Genomic DNA, 16,871 nt, shown 5'->3' with positions numbered 1-16,871 from the left:
TGATTGATGGCCTGAAGAATTTTCATCCCGGTTACGCCAGTAATGTCGCTGATGACATTGGCCAACTGGATATTCATTTGGCTCAAGGCTTTCTGCATGCGATTGATCGTTTTGGCCTGATCAGCGACTTTATTGGCGCGCTGACGCACCAGCGAACGCATCGAGCAGACTTCGTCTGCAGGGCGAAAAGCCCCGCTCAACAAACCATGGGTCATGAGCTGCCAGATCCATTGGCAGTCCAAGACATCAGACTTGCGCCCCGAGGTCTGGCGCGTCGCCCGGGAATTGACCAGGTACACCTCAAATCCTCGTGCATCCAGTACTTCAAAAAGAGGGATCCAGTAAACGCCTGTGGCTTCCATCGCCACGACTTTGATTTGCAATGAAGCAAGCCAGTCGGCCAATGCGATCAGGTCATCGGTAAAGGTCAGAAATTTTCGAACAGGAGGGTCGGCTCGATCAGGATTGACCGCAACCCAATGCTCACGACTGCCAACATCAATGCCGGCACAGTCGTGATGGATGATCTCAAAGCGTTTTTGGTTCTTGCGCGCCATGACAATTCCTCGCAGGATTGAAAAGCGCGCGCGGGGGAACACGGTGGCGAAAGGGTTCACTCTCTTATACGAGGTCACGGCATGCCGTGCCTTCAGCGACTCTACGCCGATACCGTGCGGATCACTCTCCTACTCGGGTGCGGATACACCAGTGCTAGCGACGAACTCTGTCCCCGCGCGCGCTCTTCAACTCTAGACCCAGTTTGCTGCGCGACAGCGCGGCGTCGAAGACGGGGCGGCCCCTCCTACACAGGGAATGTAAGGGATTAATCTTCCGGGCTGTCGTCCAGGCGCCAGTAACCGACGGCTTTAACGAATTCATCGTTGAGGCCGTGGGTGTCCAGCAAGATGCGGCGCACTTTGCGTGACAGCGCGCTTTCAGTCGCGACCCAGGTGTACAGCTCGCCTGCTGGAATCTTCAGGCGTTCGACGGTGCTCAGCAGGTCTTCTGCTGGCGCATCGCGGTGCACCCAAATCACTTCAACCGATGCAGCGCTGTTCAGCGGCTGTTGTTCTTGGGCGTTTTCAATTTCAACCACCACCAGCGCACGGCGATTGGCCGGTAGCTCTTCGAGACGGCGGGCAATGGCCGGCAGGGCGGTTTCGTCGCCGATCAGCAGGTAGCTGTCGAAGATATCCGGCACGATCATCGAGCCGCGTGGGCCGCCGATGTGCAGGAACTGGCCCGGTTGGGCTTGCGCGGCCCAGGTGGAGGCAGGGCCGTCGCCGTGCAAGACAAAATCCAGATCCAGCTCAAGCGCGTCCAGGTCGTAGCGGCGCGGGGTGTAGTCGCGCATGGGCGGCATGACTTTGTTTTTGATCCCGCCGCTCAGTTCTACGTTCTCCAGAGCGCTTTGTTCTTCGGCGGTCTGCGGGAAAAACAGCTTTACGTGGTCGTCGCTGCCCAGACTGATAAAACCGGCCAACTCGGGGCCGCCCACCGTGATGCGGCGCATGCGCGGGGTCAGGTCGACCACGCGCAGCACCTCCAACTTGCGACGTTTGATTTCATGCATGACGCGGTGAATGGTTTGGGGGTTAGCGGTATTCATTCAGCGTTCTCCTGCGCAGGCTGGGCAGTAACAGGGCCATCGACGATGGCTTTGGCGGTGTTGTTGAGCAGGTCGCGTACCCGGGCAATTTCTGCCGGGTTCCAGCGGCCGTGGTGCATCTGCAAGGCATGGCGCAGGTTGTGCACCGCCTCGTGAATTTCGGCAGGCCGGTCATGGCCGCGCAGCGAGCGCTTGCTGACGTCGATGCGCATGCGCACCCCGTCCAGCGCAATGGCTTGATCGAGCAGGGACTGGCGACCGGCGTCGGTCACGCTGTAGCGTTTTTTCCCGCCTTCGGCGTCGCCTTCAATCAGCTCGCTCTCTTCCAGAAAGGTCAGGGTCGGGTAGATCACGCCCGGGCTCGGGCTGTAGGCGCCATCGAACATGCCTTCGATCTGGCGGATCAGGTCGTAGCCATGGCAAGGCTGCTCGGCCACCAGGGCCAGCAGCAGTAATTTCAGATCGCCGGGGGCAAATACCCGCGGGCCTCGGCCGCCGCGTTGACCGGCACGTTTTTCAAAACCGTCTTGACCGACATTGTGTTCACGGTGATGGGGGTGGTGGTGCTCTCTCATTGTCTTCGTCCTCTGTGTGTGCGAAGCAACTTAAGATATATCTTAAGATTGTGCAAATAGAATTGACGAACGGTAATTGTTCTCATCTTGGTGGGGAGTAGGACAGATGAAAATGGGGCCGCTACGCTGCCCATCGCAGCCTTCGGCAGCGGCTACAGGTTTTTACAGGCGCGCAAAGTGACGGGATAGAGCCCTTGCTCAGGGTAAATACGCCCTAGGTAGGGGAATGACTGTGCACCAACCCTGTGCAATACTCGCCGCCGATCTCAGTAGGGCATTTCCCTTTTGAACGTCCGACCCACGAGGTTAGAGGCCTTTGTAAGGGGAGTCAGGCAACCGGCCGGGCTCTTGGAACGCTCTAGTGATGCACATCCAATAACAATTATGAGGTTGTACTTTTATGCCAGTCGGCAACCACCAGCCCCACGGTGAAACCGCGCAGGGCGGCCCGCTCAAACGCGAACTGGGCGAACGCCATATCCGCTTGATGGCGCTTGGCGCCTGTATCGGCGTAGGCCTGTTCCTGGGCTCGGCCAAAGCGATCGAAATGGCCGGTCCGGCCATCATGCTGTCTTACATCCTGGGTGGCCTGGCCATTCTGGTGATCATGCGTGCACTGGGCGAAATGGCCGTGCACAACCCGGTAGCCGGCTCTTTCAGCCGCTATGCGCAAGACTACCTCGGCCCATTGGCGGGCTTTTTGACCGGCTGGAACTACTGGTTCCTGTGGCTGGTGACGTGCGTTGCCGAAATCACCGCCGTGGCGGTGTACATGGGCATCTGGTTTCCGGATGTACCGCGCTGGATCTGGGCCCTCGCGGCACTGCTGAGCATGGGTTCGATCAACCTGATCGCGGTTAAGGCGTTCGGTGAGTTCGAGTTCTGGTTTGCCTTGATCAAGATCGTCACCATCATCGCGATGGTGATCGGCGGCATCGGCATCATTGCCTTCGGTTTCGGCAATGACGGCGTAGCGCTGGGCATCTCCAACCTCTGGACCCAGGGCGGCTTTATGCCGAACGGGATTCAGGGCGTGCTGATGTCGCTGCAAATGGTGATGTTTGCCTACCTGGGCGTCGAAATGATCGGCCTGACCGCCGGTGAAGCCCGCAACCCGCAAAAGACCATCCCTAGCGCGATTGGCTCGGTGTTCTGGCGCATTCTGCTGTTCTACGTGGGCGCACTGTTCGTCATCCTGTCGATCTACCCGTGGAACGAAATCGGCACCCAAGGCAGCCCGTTCGTCATGACGTTCGAGCGCCTGGGCATCAAAACCGCAGCCGGCATCATTAACTTTGTGGTGATCACCGCGGCGTTGTCTTCTTGCAATGGCGGCATTTTCAGCACCGGCCGCATGCTTTACAGCCTGGCGCAAAACGGTCAGGCCCCGGCCAACTTCGCCACCACCTCGCAAAACGGCGTACCGCGCAACGCGCTGCTGCTGTCGATTGCCATGTTGCTGCTGGGCGTGGTGCTCAACTACCTGGCGCCAGAGAAGGTGTTTGTGTGGGTGACGGCGATTGCGACCTTCGGTGCGATCTGGACCTGGTTGATGATCTTGCTGGCGCAACTGCGTTTCCGCAAAAACCTCAGCCGTGAAGAGGCGGCCGCACTCAAGTACCGCATGTGGCTGTACCCTTACAGCTCGTTTGCGGCACTGGCGTTCCTGCTGATGGTGGTCGGGCTGATGGCCTACTTTGAAGAAACCCGCGTGGCCCTGTTTGTAGGCCCGGCGTTCCTGATCTTGCTGACGGTGTTGTTCTACGTGTTCAAGCTGTCGCCAAAAGATCAGACCGCAGTGGCTTCTTCTGCTCATTAAGGTCTGCTTAAAACGCTGCCTGTAAAAGCGAGCACGCCTCGCGATCTTTTAAAGACCAAAAGATCGCGAGGTACACGTCATGCCTTAGGCGGCATCCCCAGCCGCTTGTTCCAGTCCAGCCACTGGGCCAGCACGGCCATCAGGCCTACGCCCATCAGGGCGCTGAACACCTGCACTGCCCAGCCGTCGCCGCCCAGCGCATTGAACATGTCTGCCAGCGGGGCGAGGATCACGCCCAGGCAGAACACTTCCAGCGAATAACGACCCATGCGGCAGACTTGCCGGACGAGCCACTGGTTCAGCCATTCGCCGTGGGGCACGATTTTGGCCACCACATACACCAAGGCCAGAAAGTGCAGTAAGCGCAGAGGGGACAAGTTGGTCTTGCTGATGGGGTACACCCACTCGCCCAACGCCACGGGCATGACTGCGTCGTGCAGGTGCGGCCATTTCCATGACACCGCCACCAACCCGGTGACCAGCAGGTAAACCACCGCGCCCAGAAACAACGGTTGCTGGCTTAACGGTCGATGATCCACCGCAGGGTTGTCCTGGCCATACAGCGCCAGCGCGCCGCCGAGAATAAACAGGAACTGCCAGGCAATCGGGTTGAAAAACCACACGCCGCCTTCTTGTGAGGCGAAGTTCCAGTACGGCGCTATCAAGTACAGCGCCAGCGAAACACCCACCACGTAGCGCGCCTTGCGCAGCAGCATCGGCAGGACCAGCGGCAAGCCAATCAGCAGCACGATGTACAGCGGCAGCGGGTCCATCAGGTTGGGTTTAAAGCGCAGCAGCAACTCATCGGTGAGCGCCTGCTGCGGGTTGCTCAAGAAGTACTGCAAGCCCATTTCTTGCACCAGATCACGGGTTTCAACGTGGCTGTTGGCAAAAAAGACGATGCCCATCAACACGGCAAGCAAGAAGATATGCACCACATACAGCACCCAGGCGCGGCGCCAGATCTTTACGCTGGCGATCAACAAGCCATCACGCCGGGCAATCTTGCCGTAGGCCAGCACGGCGGCATAACCGGCCAGAAATACAAAAATCTCCGCCGCATCACTGAAACCGAAATTACGCACGGTCAGTTCAGCCAGCGGGTTGTGCGGGATGTGGTCCCAAAAAATAAAGATCAGCGCCAGCCCGCGAAAAAAATCGATGCGGTGGTCGCGTCCGTTAATCATCACGGCAAATTCTCAAACAGAAGTTAATAAAGACTGACGCGCGTAACAGAAATTGCACGCCGCACATCGGCGGCGCGCAGGGTGAGGCTATTGGGCGATAAATGCAAAGTGTGGGTATTACTGATTGTCACGGCCGCTCAGTTTTATTCGTCGAGGATGATCGACGGTTGTTTTTTATTCAGGAGGGTTTGCGTGAGTTTGACCAGCACTTCTTCGAGTTCAGCGCGGGCTTTGAGTTGCAACGCGTAGTAATCCTCATCGAGCATCGGCGCTTTGGTAAACACCTTTTGCTCATCCACCCCCAGCTTTTGCGCCAGGGCTTTCAAGTCATGAGTCAGCGATTGAAGGGCATCGCTGTCGCCTTCGGCCTGCTTTTCGGCCCACTGTTCCTGCAGATCCTGCAACTGATCGATGTCTTTGATGCGCTGTAAGTGCGGCTCACGCTCAGCCTCAATCTCTGCGCCGTAGTGCTCAGTCAGGTAATCCACCCAGGGCTCTTCCTCGAGCATTTTTTTCGGCAGGTAGCCGGGGATTTTTTCCTGGTTAATGACCAGGTTAAAGGCCTCTTCAATTTGCGCGGGAGTGATTTTCGCCAGGGTGCGAAACTTCATATGCGAAGGCTGCCAAGGCAGTTCGAGGCGGTCGCCGAGGTCGACCTGATAGATCAGCTGTACTTCAAGCGGATCAGGCTTGAGTTCTGCGATCTGTCCCGGTGAGAGCCGAGCTTCCTCGCGGGCTGTGTTGTAGGCGCTGGTCTGGAGGTCGATTTGGGTTTGGGCAATGTCATCCAGTTGCAGCAGGCGTGTGCGCCCCTTGATCAACTTCAGCAGTTCGGTCTCTTTGGCGACGCCTTGCAGTAGACCGATCTCATGCAGCAGCACCTTGTAGCCAAATCGGCTGAATACCGTCTGGACGCGGTCAATGCAGGTTTGATGCTCAACCGCGCCGCCAAAAAATTCGTGCCTGAGCGAAGTGTCTTCAGCGGCCGCCGCGATGACACGCCACACTCGTTGGGTTAGTTGTTCGCGTGCAAAGCGGAAGTCCGGTGATTCCGACAGGTCATGAATCACCCTGAAAAAATCCCGATTGCCGGGCTCGGCCTGCACGGCTGACCAGAGTTCGAGTTGGTCCAGGCGTTGCTCGGAATGCTGCGTGTTATCCAGCCAGACGTCTGCCGGATGTGGCTCAGCGCCTCGCGCATGCACGCGCGCTTCAAAGCGCAAACCCAGTTGTTCTCGGTAAGCCAACACTGCTTCAAGCGTGGCGGCGGGCAGGGGGTTGCCATGAACATAGGTGCTGCGCAAGCGTTCTCGAGACAACTGGAAATAACTCTGCGGTAAAGCGGTCAGGTTGTTCTCGCGAAGATCAAGATTCGTCAGTTCCTGCAGCGTTTCGATGCCCGAGGGCCATGTGCTGAGGCGAGTGTTTCTGAGGTTCAGTTGCTGCAATTGATTCATGTGGGTGAAGTCGGGCACTTCACCCAGTGGGTTGTTGTTAAGGTCCAGCACGTTCAGTTGGGTCATTTCGCTGAGTTTTCCGGCCTCTTCAACGGACAGGGTAATACTGTTGCCGCCCAGGTTCAGATGGGTCAATGAGGCCAAATCGAAAATGCTTGAAGGTATTTCCAGCAAGTGCGTTGAGTTCAGTGTGAGTGATGTCAAACCGGAGAATTGCCTCAGAAGTCCATTGATGTCGGGTTGCAGGTAAAAGTTCTTGAACTGCAGTTGTTTGACATGGCTGAAGTCTGCGGTGAGCTCGGGGAACGTCCCGAGATGGATTCCTTCTATGTTCAGCGTTTCACCCAGTGACGTTTCAATACCGGCCAGGGGCTGAGTGATTCTTCGTTGCCAGCATTTGATCAACTTGTTGATGACCCGTTGTTTATCTACGGGGTTCACCAGGCGTACATGGTGGGGGCTGACCTGAGCCAGTTCCGGCGGTTTGGCTTTCCAGTTTTCGAGGTCTTTGACCAGCGTTCGAAACTCTGTCTTCAAGGCCTCAAGGCGCTGCAAGCCTTCGCGACTGTAGAGGTCTTCAAGCCCCAAAAACTCTTCAACCGCCTCGGCTGTATGGGTTGGGTACAACTCGGTTATCAGGCTTCTGACTCGTCGCGGGCTTGATCTGAAGCACGCGAACGGTGACCGGGCGCAGCGCGCAGCAGCCGGCTGAGGGAATGAATCGACGGGGCGTCCTCTTGCCAGTCGCATGGGTGATGGGTCTTGGCCACGGGGTATTTGCAGTACATCGCGCAGGGCGCTGCGGCTCATGGGCGCGCGCTGCGCAAGCGCTGCCTTGAGGGCCGGGCCCTGAGCCGGATGGGGAAACCCCAACGTTCGGCGTTGCGCATCGGGCAGGGCATGCAACACGCTGGCATAGAGGTCATCCAGGCCATGCAGGCTAAGGTGGTTGGCGTCGTAGGTTTGATACTGGCTGCCTTCCTTGACCAGCACTTTACGGATCGGTGCATCGGCTGCGCCCACATGGTCGAGCAACGGGCCTGAAAACTCGCCGTCACGCACTTCGATGCGCACGTCTTTCGACCAGCCCGGCATGTCCGCAAGGCTGTGCAAAAGCAGCTTTTGCGTGTCGGCATTGTTCAGGTATTCAAGGTAAAGGCCTTCAAAGGCCCGGGTCAGGCGCAGCTCCTGAGCGTAAAGGTTAGCTTCCTGGGCAATGCGCACGGGCACCCGTATTTGCTTGTCGAGTACTTCAAACTCGGCTTGCGTGGCAGAGGCCAACAGCTCATCGACGACCGGGCCGGGGAGGGTGGGGAAGCGCTTGAGCAATTGCCGCGCAGCAGGGGAGTCGGGCATGGGCGGCGACGTGTAGCGCGACGCAAAGAGTTTGTCAGTCCGTTGCCTGGCTCGCCGGGTCAGGCGTTTGTGCAAGGCTTCGGCCTTTTCCGTCAAGCTGCTGCAAATCTCACCCTGCTCAGTACTGAGCCCCACCAGCGCGGTTACTTCTTCGGGAGCCAAGGATTCGAGCACGACTTTCAACATCTCACCTCGGCGCAACTGGCTGTCGAGGACTTGGATGATGGGCAGTTTTTTGGTCAGGTTATTGCCGTACTCGCTGATGGTTTTACCCTGGATATCAATAAAACGCAGGGCTTTGGTGGGAGGCCACATATCCTCCTCAACGAGTAGTTGGAGCTGAATCTGTGGGTCGGCCGTTCGATCTCCCGCCTGCATCCGCTGGATAAAACGTTGCAAGTCCTGGTCGATGGCCAAGCGTGTGATGCTGTCATTGAGCAGTGCCGGAGGCGGGCTTTGGTCGACGTGCACCTGACGCAGTTCAGCGTCGTCGACATCGCAAGCATGCAGCATCTGTTCAACCGTTTCACTGTCGACGGTGCTAAGGGTGGGGTGCAAGCGCCTGAACATGGTGTTTTCATCCCAGTCGGCAAGCTCTTCTGCCGCGTGTTTCCAGGCACCATGGTTGTTATGCGACAGTTCGGGCCCGTAGGTTGTTGGCTCCGTTGGATGAAGCAGTCGATACGTCTGTTTGCCGGTTTTTTCGACGCTGTAGTGCTTGTCTTCCAGTTTCAGGTAATAGCGGCTCATGTGGTAATACAGGCCCTTCGCATCGGGTTTAAGCGCCGGGGGCAGGCTGATGTCATGTTCGAAGGGGGTGATATCGGGTTTCCAAAGCTTGGTTTGGCCCTCTTCTTGGCTAAAGACCGCCAGTTCCTCAATCAGCGGGACAGGTTTTATCGGTAACGGGCGGGCGAAATCCGAGGCTAATTTGCCGATTGCCGCGGCAGTGGCCAGATTGATCAGCACGCCTTTGGTGTAGGCCCAGGCGAGGTCCTTGTCATCTTGCTCCCAGGCCTCAATGCCGTGGTAAACGTCGTTCATGATCTGCGCTGCAAATACAACGGCCATGACCTCGCCCAGTCCCGGCACAAAGAATGCGGCAACGTTCAGCACGTTCAGGCTGACGTCCAGGTAGTGCTCCAGGCGCTCCACTAAGGCGATGCGATTGATGTCATCGGTCGGCACAGCGAGGAACCGCGCATCCGCCATCATTTGCAGGGTCTTGTAGGTAGATAAATGCTCAAAAAGATTGCCGGAGACAGGCTGTTGGGTCATGCCCAACGGGTCTCTGCCGCCTTTTGCAAAACGGTTATTAAAACGTTTGGTCAGTGCAAGTTTCTGTGATTGAGGGGCCAGGTGAATAAAGAACTCACGGTAAGTGGCATCCTGCAATTTAATCATCAAGTCGGCGTGGGCGGCTCTTAAGTTGTCGTACTCTTTTAAACAACTGATCGGGTCGCCGGGGATATAAACAATACAGCGTTGTTCTTGTTCAAGCGGGTCGCCGTGAAAAAGAATCATGGATGAGAACTGCACCTCATCCAGTTTCATATAGTTGCAAGTAATGGGCAGGCTGCCATACAAGGCCCGTTCATCTCCCGCACCAAAGCGCATTAAAGTGGCGTGGGTCTCGGGCTTGATATGTTTATTCATCAAGGCCACATCGGCCTGCAATAACAGCGTGCTGCGCTCATGGGCGCTAAAGACAGAGGCGATCGCGAGTTTGTCCCGGGCCTGCGGCGGGCTGACAATGGCGGCCAGATGTTCCTGGTAACGTTTGCCGATATCCAGTTCCCGGCATAAATGGGCGAAGGCTACGGGGTCAATCTCAAGCAATTTTGACGCCGGGTCGCTGGAGCGGGTGGACTTGTAATCCCAGAGATGTGAGCCTCTCGGAATGCCGCCTTTTTCAGCTTGTTCAGGCAAAAAGTTGTGCAGGGCGGCCTGCAAGAGCGTCTGCGTGGTCCGGCTCTCAATCTCCTTTGTGTAGGTATTGAGCGTCGTGAGAGTGATCACGTTTTTCCTGACATCACAGTCAATTCCGAACGCTTTCAGCAAGGCGTCCTGCAACAGGGGTTCGGCAAAGGCTTCGACACTGCTGATGTCGTCCAGGTACTGGCGAAGATTGATCAGGTTAGTACGAGACAGTGCCTGATGTTCGCGAAGACCTTGTTGCTGTTCAGCACTCAGAAGGTTGTAACCGGGCACGGGTGGATAGGCTTGATTGTGCAGGGCTGGAAGCAATGAAGCATGAAAGTTGTTGATCGCTGGTTGGGCCTTGGCTTTGATCAGGTCGTGATGAATGCCCAAGTCTTTTAAATCAGGTGGTTTTAATGATGTATTGGTTAACGGAACAGTCGACATGAGTTATATCCGCAGTAGGGAACGTCATGCCAGTCTAGGAATAATGTTGCGGCTATTAATAGGTTAAATAACTGATGGTGCGGGCGGTCAGTTAAACAAGTATTTAAAAGTGGTTGTTAACTATGTAATACCTTATTGCTTTGCCGTTGTGTTGGGGCTTTTCCCGAACATCAAAACGGATGATGTTCGGGAAGAGGCTTATGCTCACGCAGCGGCGATCACGTCAGGTTCAAAACTGTCCGCCCGGGCCATTTGCCACATGCGCGAATAGAATTCGCCATTGGCCTCACCGGTCAGCAGTTCGCCGGGTTTGAGGAACACGTGCAACTGCGAGAACAGCTTGATTTCTGTGCGCGAGATGCGTCGTACCAAATGCTTGGCATTCAGTTGTGCGGGGTGCTCAAGGCCCGCCGCCGCAAGCATTTCGGCCAGCGCCTTGAGGGTGTTGGTGTGGAACTGGAACACCCGCTGAGCTTTGTCGGGCACCACCAGGGCGCGCTGGCGCAGCGGGTCTTGGGTGGCAACACCGGTCGGGCATTTGTTGGTGTGGCAGCTCTGCGACTGGATGCAGCCAATCGCGAACATAAAGCCCCGTGCCGAGTTGGCCCAGTCGGCGCCAATGGCCAGCACGCTGGCAATATCGTAGGCGCTGACGATTTTGCCGCTGGCCCCGAGCTTGATCTTGTCGCGCAAGTTGAGGCCGACCAGGGTGTTGTGCACAAACAGCAGGCCTTCGCGCATCGGTGCGCCGATGTGGTCGGTGAACTCTACGGGGGCGGCGCCGGTACCGCCTTCCTTGCCGTCAATCACGATGAAGTCAGGCAGGATGCCGGTTTCGAGCATGGCCTTGCAGATCCCCATGAACTCCCATGGGTGGCCCAGACAGAACTTGAAGCCCACGGGTTTGCCGCCCGACAACTCACGCAGTTGCGCGATGAAGTGCATCATTTCGATGGGCGTTGAAAAAGCGCTGTGGCGTGACGGCGAGATGCAGTCTTCGCCCATGGGCACGCCACGGGTTTCGGCAATTTCCGGGGTGACCTTGTGCTTGGGTAAAATGCCGCCGTGGCCCGGTTTGGCGCCTTGGCTCATTTTGATTTCGATCATGCGCACTTGCGGGGTTTGCGCCTGGGCGGCAAAGCGCTCCGGGTCGAAGCGGCCATCCGAAGTGCGGCAGCCAAAGTAGCCGCTGCCCAGTTCCCAGGTCAGGTCGCCGCCGTTTTCGCGGTGGTAAGCGCTGATGCTGCCTTCGCCGGTGTCATGGGCAAAGTTGCCGAGTTTGGCGCCTTTGTTCAGGGCGCGAATCGCATTGGCGCTCAACGAGCCAAAGCTCATGGCTGAGATATTAAAAATCGAGGCTGAATACGGCTGGGTGCACTGCGGGCCGCCGATGGTGATGCGAAAGCTGCTGGGGTCGGTCAATGGCGCGGGGCGCATGGAGTGGCCGATAAATTCAAAGCCCGGTTCGTACACATCAATCAGCGTGCCGAACGGTTTGTCAGCCGTTTCATTCTTGGCCCGCGAATACACCAACGAGCGCTGCGCCCGTGAAAAGGGCAGCGCGTCACTGTCGGACTCCAACAGGTACTGACGGATTTCCGGGCGAATGGCTTCAACCAGATAACGAATATTGCCCAGAATCGGGTAGTTGCGACGCACTGCGTGGGGCCCCTGGAGCAAATCGAAAATGCCCAGCAGGCTCAGGGCCAACGTCACCGCAGTGAAGGGCCACAGCCACTCGTGATGCATAAAAGGAAGGCTGGCGAGGGTGAAAATGACACAGAAGGCAAAGAAGGCGTAACGGCTTAGTAACGACAGGCTCATACGGTTTTCCTTGGATTTGACGCTCAGGTCGGTCAGGCATTCTGCGCCTGTCGGTAAAGCCCGGACAAGGACTAAGGGCTCTGCGGCCGGGCTGAAGAGCCCTGAGTTTAGGTTGTCTGGGGAGCGCTCTGGTCCTTTTGAGCCTGCAAAAAGATCGAGAACAGCTCCGATTGCGACTTGATGCCCAGCTTTCGGTAGATGTGCTTCTTGTGAACTTTGACGGTTTCTACCGAGATATCCAGCTTGCGGGCGATCTCTTTGCTGGAGCAGCCGCTGAGCATCAAGCGGCCTACGTCCAGTTCGCGGGCGGTCAGGTGCGTGCCCCATTCGTCGTTGAGCTCTGGCGGCTCGGGCGTACTCACTTGCTTGAGTTCGTAGGGCAGACGCTGGCGCAGCAGGCTCAGCACCCAGGGCTGGATCAGCGACAGCAGGGCGATCTGTTCGCGGTCAAAACGCTGACGCGAGCCCAATGACAGGCACAAGGTACGGCCGTCGGGCTGGTGGCTGTTGAACTGGATTTCATCGGCCACCACGTTCAGGCGAAAGTAGCGCTGGTAGTACTCGGTGAGTTCGAAATGCTCCGGCGCCACTTCGGCCAGGCGCAGCAGGCCGGTGCGCGAGTGTTCGCGGCTGGCAATATAGAACGGGTCAAGCAGGTACAGACCGTTGAGGTAGTCCTGAAACAACTGGTCCGGGCTGCCGTCCTGCCCCGGGCACTCGGCGAACACCAGCGGTTTGTGCTCACTGCTGAACAGCAGCACCACCCAACTGTCAAACGGCACATAGTGCTCCAGCAGACGTACGAGTTGAGTCCAAAAGTTGGTCTGGTCCAGAGCGTCTATCATTTGCCCAACTGAACGGTGCCAGGCGATGTCTTCAAGCGACATGGTCATCAATCTACCCCTATCGGGTTACCCCCGCCGCGTGATTCCCTGGCAGGTTGTGGCTAAGCATACTGCGCCAACGAGAACACTTACAAAAGAACGGGAATACCCATGAAGGTCGAATTTGCTCAATTGGCAGGCCGTGACAACGGCACCGCCTACAACCTTGAACGGGCCCTTGCGTCCATTGCAGCGTGCGCGGCTGACACACAGTTGATCGTGTTTCCGGAAACGCACCTGATGGGTTTCCCCTCTGCCGAAACAGTAGCAGCGGTTGCCGAATCGATTGACGGCCCGACTGTGCAGGCCATTATTCAGGCCGCCAAAGCGCGCAATATTGCCGTGGTCATCGGCATGGCCGAAAACGACGACGGCAAATTCTACAACACCACGCTGATGATCACCCCCGAAGGCGTGGCCTTGCGTTATCGCAAGACCCACCTGTGGGCTTCGGACCGTGGAGTATTCAACGCTGGCGACCGCTACAGCACCTGCGTGTGGAACGGCGTGCGCGTCGGCCTGCTGATCTGCTACGACATCGAGTTCCCGGAGAGCGCCCGTGCACTGGCGCAACTGGGCACCGAACTGCTCATCGTCACCAACGGCAACATGGACCCGTACGGTCCGACGCACCGCACCTCAATCATGGCCCGCGCCCAGGAAAACCAGGCGTTCGCGCTGATGGTCAACCGGGTGGAAGAGGGCGATGGCGGGCTGCTATTTGCGGGCGGCAGCGCCTTGGTGGACCCATTCGGCACGCTGCTGTTTGAAGCAGGGCGTGAAGAAGGCCAATTCCGTGTAGAGCTGGATCTGGCGCAATTGAAAGCGGCTCGCAAGGACTACCGCTACCTGGACGACCAGCGCTTGAAATTACCGGGTGAGGTCATCGAGCGCGCTGACGGGACACGGGAGCTGTTGATCCCTGCGTAATTGGGACGCGGAGCGTCCAAGGCGACATTCCTGCGCTGTGCGCGGGAATGCTCGACCATAAAAAAAATCAGCTTCACCGACTTTCAGTTCTGCCATAAAACCAATAATCGCGCGGAGATTCACCCATGGCTCGTTTGCAACGCACCCTGTCGCTAGGGTCGGTGGTGCTGTTTGGCATCGCCTATATGACACCGATCATCGTGCTCGGCACGTTCGGCATTCTGGCGCAATCCACCGGCGGCATGGTGCCGGCCGCGTACCTGGCTGCCCTGGTGGCGATGTTCTTCACCGCCATGAGTTACGGGCGTATGGCTTCGGCCTTCCCGGTGGCCGGTTCCGCTTACACCTATGTGCGCAAGGCCATCAGCCCCAAGCTTGGCTTTATCGCCGGTTGGGCGGTGCTGCTCGACTACCTGTTCTTGCCCATGGCCATCTGGCTGATTGGTGCTGCGTACCTGCACTCGGCGTTCCCTGCGGTGCCGCAGTGGATTTGGGTCTTGGCCTTTATTGGCATCACCAGCCTGATCAACATCGTCGGCCTCAAGCTGGCCAACGGTGTCAACGCCTTGCTGATGCTGGTGCAAGCGCTGGTGCTGATCGCGTTTGTGGCGTTGTGTGTGCATTACATCGGCGGTGACGCCAGCAAGCCGTTGTGGACCATCGAACCGTTCTTCAATGGCCAGATGCAAATGCCGTTGATCATGAGCGGTGCGGCCATCGCCTGCTATTCGTTCCTGGGCTTTGATGCGGTGAGTACCCTCACTGAAGAAACCCGCGACGCACGTCGCACCATTCCACGGGCAATCATGCTGATCACCTTGATCGGCGGGCTGATCTTTGTTGGTGTGTCGTACTTCGTGCAGATCGCTCACCCGTCGTTCCAGTTCGCGGACGTCGACTCGGCGGCCTACGAGATCGCCCGCAACATTGGTGGCGACCTGTTTGTGTCGATCTTCATGATTGGTTTGATCGTTGGCCAATTTGCTTCGGGCCTGTCGGCCCAGGCCAGTGGTTCGCGCCTGCTGTTTGCGATGGGCCGTGACGGTGTATTGCCCAAGTCGTTCTTCGGCACCCTGCACGCCAAATACGGCACGCCGGTGAACAGCATTCTGCTGTGCGCTGTGGTTGCCTTGCTGGCGCTGAAACTGGACGTGACCACCTCGACATCGTTCATCAACTTCGGCGCGTTCCTGGCGTTCACCCTGGTGAACCTGTCGGTGATCTTCCACTACTGGATCGGCGGCAAAAACCGTGGTCTGCGTGAAGTTGTGCTGTTTCTGGTGTTCCCGACCATCGGCCTGCTGGCAGACCTGTGGCTGATGATCAGCCTTGACCATCTGGCTATCTACCTGGGCCTGACCTGGCTGGTGATTGGCTGTATCTACCTGGGCTTCCTGACCCGTGGCTTCACTAAACAACCGCCGGAAATGGACTTCCAGGAAGCGTCCTGATAAGCCTTGGGTCTAACCTTATTGCAATCGGTTCTCGTTTGGGTGTTTTTCTTGTGTTACTGTATAACGCATCAAAACCACCCAGACGCCCCGGAGGCTTTATGAGACCTGGTATCCATCCCGACTACCGCACCGTACTGTTTCACGACACCGCCGCTGACGTTTTCTTTCTGATTGGCTCCACGGTCGACACCGATCGCAGCCACACCCACAGCGACGGCAACACCTACCCTTACGTGGCCCTTGACGTGTCCAGCGCTTCCCACCCGGTATACACCGGCCAGCAGCGCAAGACCCAGTCCGAAGGCCGGATTGCCGGGTTCAACAAACGCTTCGCCACCTTTGGCTCAGGCAAAAAAGCCGAAGCGTAATCAGGCCAGCTGATTTACCTCAGGGCCGCTTCAGATAATGAGGCGGCCCTTTTTTATGGCTGCTATTTATGCGGGCCGTCTGTCGCTGGTCGACTTTTCGTACATCGGGTGTTGGTGCAAGAAGGGTAGGGTACTAAATCCATAGGCAGCACATCTTCAAGATGTAGAGGCCTTATCTCTATCTAGAGGTGAATCATGTTTAAAAACGGCATGCGGCCCATACATCCCGGAGAGATTCTCAAGGAGGAGTATCTGGATCCGCTTGGCCTGACAGCCGCTGCACTGGCGCGAGCCTTACGGGTTTCTGCACCGACAGTGAATGAAATTGTATTGATGCGTCGTGGCATTAGCGCGGATGTGGCGTTGCGCTTGGCTATCGCCTTGGACACGTCGGCGCAATTTTGGCTGAATCTGCAAACAGCTTACGACCTGCGCACCGCTGAAATTGCAAAAGGGGCGCAGATTGAAAGAGAGGTCGAGAAAGTAGTCCATTGCGCCTGACGAAAACAACACTGCAATCATTCAGTGAGCGGTCCAGTGTGTTGACTACAGCGCTCGACAATGCACTGGTTGTGGTCGACTTGAGACTCGTGTGATCCTTGCCGCCTTTGTGTTCAAGGCGTCTTTTTTCATGTCCAAAACCATCCGTATTGCTGCTGCTTTGTTGATCGAGCCCAATGGCCAGACCCTGCTCGTACGCAAGCGCGGCACACAGGCTTTCATGCAACCTGGCGGCAAGATTGATGCAGGCGAGAAGCCTGCCGAGGCCTTGGCCCGTGAGCTGCACGAGGAGCTTGGCCTGATAATTGAGCCCTCGGACGCCGTGTACCTGGGTAACTTTTCGGCGCCTGCGGTCAACGAGCCGGGATATACCGTGGAGGCCGATTTGTTCCAGGTCACCATCGACGAGCCGGTCAGCCCGGCCGCCGAGATTGAAGAGGTGCGCTGGATTGATCCGGCAACCGATGGCGACCTGATTCTGGCGCCCTTGACACGTGACTTGATCCTGCCGTTTTATCGCCAATCGCTGGCCTGATATCA

At 57.3% G+C, this 16,871-nt stretch carries 13 protein-coding genes; 6 read left to right on the top strand and 7 right to left on the bottom strand.

The window, feature by feature from the left end; genetic code table 11:
* The 3 genes from GHO41_RS04605 to GHO41_RS04595 form a co-directional block, all read right to left on the bottom strand.
* Positions 1 to 557 (bottom strand): IS110 family transposase (locus tag GHO41_RS04605; protein ID WP_153433042.1); only part of this gene is annotated, 557 nt, incomplete at its 3' end.
* 266 nt (positions 558 to 823) lie between these two features.
* Positions 824 to 1,609, bottom strand: coding sequence for a siderophore-interacting protein (locus GHO41_RS04600; protein ID WP_153433041.1), 786 nt, complete (start codon positions 1,607 to 1,609; stop codon positions 824 to 826).
* Complete coding sequence (locus tag GHO41_RS04595; protein ID WP_048367015.1) at positions 1,606 to 2,184, bottom strand: PadR family transcriptional regulator; 579 nt, start codon at positions 2,182 to 2,184, stop codon at positions 1,606 to 1,608. Before GHO41_RS04595 ends, GHO41_RS04600 begins: the two co-directional genes overlap by 4 nt.
* Before the next feature lie 400 nt (positions 2,185 to 2,584).
* Between GHO41_RS04595 and GHO41_RS04590 the strand changes: the two genes are divergently transcribed.
* Positions 2,585 to 4,003: an amino acid permease gene (locus tag GHO41_RS04590; RefSeq protein WP_048367014.1), complete on the top strand. Its 1,419-nt coding sequence runs from the start codon at positions 2,585 to 2,587 to the stop codon at positions 4,001 to 4,003.
* A 77-nt stretch (positions 4,004 to 4,080) separates the two neighbouring features.
* On the opposite strand, the gene GHO41_RS04585 is transcribed toward GHO41_RS04590, so the two are convergent.
* The 4 genes from GHO41_RS04585 to GHO41_RS04570 all read right to left on the bottom strand — a co-directional run bounded on the left by GHO41_RS04585 (position 4,081) and on the right by GHO41_RS04570 (position 13,087).
* Positions 4,081 to 5,190, bottom strand: a complete 1,110-nt coding sequence (locus tag GHO41_RS04585) for an OpgC family protein (protein WP_153433040.1) — start codon at positions 5,188 to 5,190, stop codon at positions 4,081 to 4,083.
* A 143-nt stretch (positions 5,191 to 5,333) separates the two neighbouring features.
* Complete coding sequence (locus GHO41_RS04580; RefSeq protein ID WP_153433039.1) at positions 5,334 to 10,370, bottom strand: dermonecrotic toxin domain-containing protein; 5,037 nt, start codon at positions 10,368 to 10,370, stop codon at positions 5,334 to 5,336.
* 204 nt (positions 10,371 to 10,574) lie between these two features.
* On the bottom strand, positions 10,575 to 12,194 hold the full coding sequence (locus GHO41_RS04575) for an FMN-binding glutamate synthase family protein (RefSeq protein WP_048367010.1): 1,620 nt from the start codon (positions 12,192 to 12,194) through the stop codon (positions 10,575 to 10,577).
* A gap of 107 nt (positions 12,195 to 12,301) precedes the next feature.
* Positions 12,302 to 13,087, bottom strand: a complete 786-nt coding sequence (locus GHO41_RS04570) for a LuxR C-terminal-related transcriptional regulator (protein ID WP_048367008.1) — start codon at positions 13,085 to 13,087, stop codon at positions 12,302 to 12,304.
* A 102-nt stretch (positions 13,088 to 13,189) separates the two neighbouring features.
* Between GHO41_RS04570 and GHO41_RS04565 the strand changes: the two genes are divergently transcribed.
* The 5 genes from GHO41_RS04565 (at position 13,190) to GHO41_RS04545 (ending at position 16,866) form a co-directional block, all read left to right on the top strand.
* Positions 13,190 to 14,008: a carbon-nitrogen hydrolase family protein gene (locus GHO41_RS04565; RefSeq protein WP_048367006.1), complete on the top strand. Its 819-nt coding sequence runs from the start codon at positions 13,190 to 13,192 to the stop codon at positions 14,006 to 14,008.
* Positions 14,009 to 14,133: 125 nt separating this feature from the next.
* Positions 14,134 to 15,459, top strand: coding sequence for an APC family permease (locus tag GHO41_RS04560; RefSeq protein WP_048367005.1), 1,326 nt, complete (start codon positions 14,134 to 14,136; stop codon positions 15,457 to 15,459).
* 101 nt (positions 15,460 to 15,560) lie between these two features.
* Positions 15,561 to 15,830: a type B 50S ribosomal protein L31 gene (locus GHO41_RS04555; RefSeq protein ID WP_048367004.1), complete on the top strand. Its 270-nt coding sequence runs from the start codon at positions 15,561 to 15,563 to the stop codon at positions 15,828 to 15,830.
* A 195-nt stretch (positions 15,831 to 16,025) separates the two neighbouring features.
* The gene (locus GHO41_RS04550) at positions 16,026 to 16,331 is read left to right on the top strand and encodes a HigA family addiction module antitoxin (protein WP_048367001.1); all 306 of its coding nucleotides are present in this window, start codon (positions 16,026 to 16,028) and stop codon (positions 16,329 to 16,331) included.
* Between the two features lie 130 nt (positions 16,332 to 16,461).
* Positions 16,462 to 16,866, top strand: coding sequence for an NUDIX domain-containing protein (locus tag GHO41_RS04545; RefSeq protein WP_153327239.1), 405 nt, complete (start codon positions 16,462 to 16,464; stop codon positions 16,864 to 16,866).
* Positions 16,867 to 16,871: the final 5 nt, after the last annotated feature.

Source organism: Pseudomonas sp. FSL R10-0399 (assembly GCF_009600165.1).
Lineage (GTDB): Bacteria > Pseudomonadota > Gammaproteobacteria > Pseudomonadales > Pseudomonadaceae > Aquipseudomonas > Aquipseudomonas helleri.
The sequence above is the reverse complement of the archived record's forward strand: the minus strand, read 5'-3'. Positions and strand labels throughout refer to the sequence as shown.

Excerpts from the sequence above, each read along its gene's own strand:
- GHO41_RS04555 (WP_048367004.1), top strand. The coding sequence starts at position 15,561 with ATGAGACCTGGTATCCATCCCGACTACCGCACCGTACTGTTTCACGAC.
- GHO41_RS04590 (WP_048367014.1), top strand. The coding sequence starts at position 2,585 with ATGCCAGTCGGCAACCACCAGCCCCACGGTGAAACCGCGCAGGGCGGC.
- GHO41_RS04560 (WP_048367005.1), top strand. The coding sequence starts at position 14,134 with ATGGCTCGTTTGCAACGCACCCTGTCGCTAGGGTCGGTGGTGCTGTTT.
- GHO41_RS04565 (WP_048367006.1), top strand. The coding sequence starts at position 13,190 with ATGAAGGTCGAATTTGCTCAATTGGCAGGCCGTGACAACGGCACCGCC.
- GHO41_RS04595 (WP_048367015.1), bottom strand. The coding sequence starts at position 2,184 with ATGAGAGAGCACCACCACCCCCATCACCGTGAACACAATGTCGGTCAA.
- GHO41_RS04585 (WP_153433040.1), bottom strand. The coding sequence starts at position 5,190 with ATGATTAACGGACGCGACCACCGCATCGATTTTTTTCGCGGGCTGGCG.
- GHO41_RS04550 (WP_048367001.1), top strand. The coding sequence starts at position 16,026 with ATGTTTAAAAACGGCATGCGGCCCATACATCCCGGAGAGATTCTCAAG.
- GHO41_RS04575 (WP_048367010.1), bottom strand. The coding sequence starts at position 12,194 with ATGAGCCTGTCGTTACTAAGCCGTTACGCCTTCTTTGCCTTCTGTGTC.
- GHO41_RS04545 (WP_153327239.1), top strand. The coding sequence starts at position 16,462 with ATGTCCAAAACCATCCGTATTGCTGCTGCTTTGTTGATCGAGCCCAAT.
- GHO41_RS04570 (WP_048367008.1), bottom strand. The coding sequence starts at position 13,087 with ATGACCATGTCGCTTGAAGACATCGCCTGGCACCGTTCAGTTGGGCAA.
- GHO41_RS04600 (WP_153433041.1), bottom strand. The coding sequence starts at position 1,609 with ATGAATACCGCTAACCCCCAAACCATTCACCGCGTCATGCATGAAATC.
- GHO41_RS04580 (WP_153433039.1), bottom strand. The coding sequence starts at position 10,370 with ATGTCGACTGTTCCGTTAACCAATACATCATTAAAACCACCTGATTTA.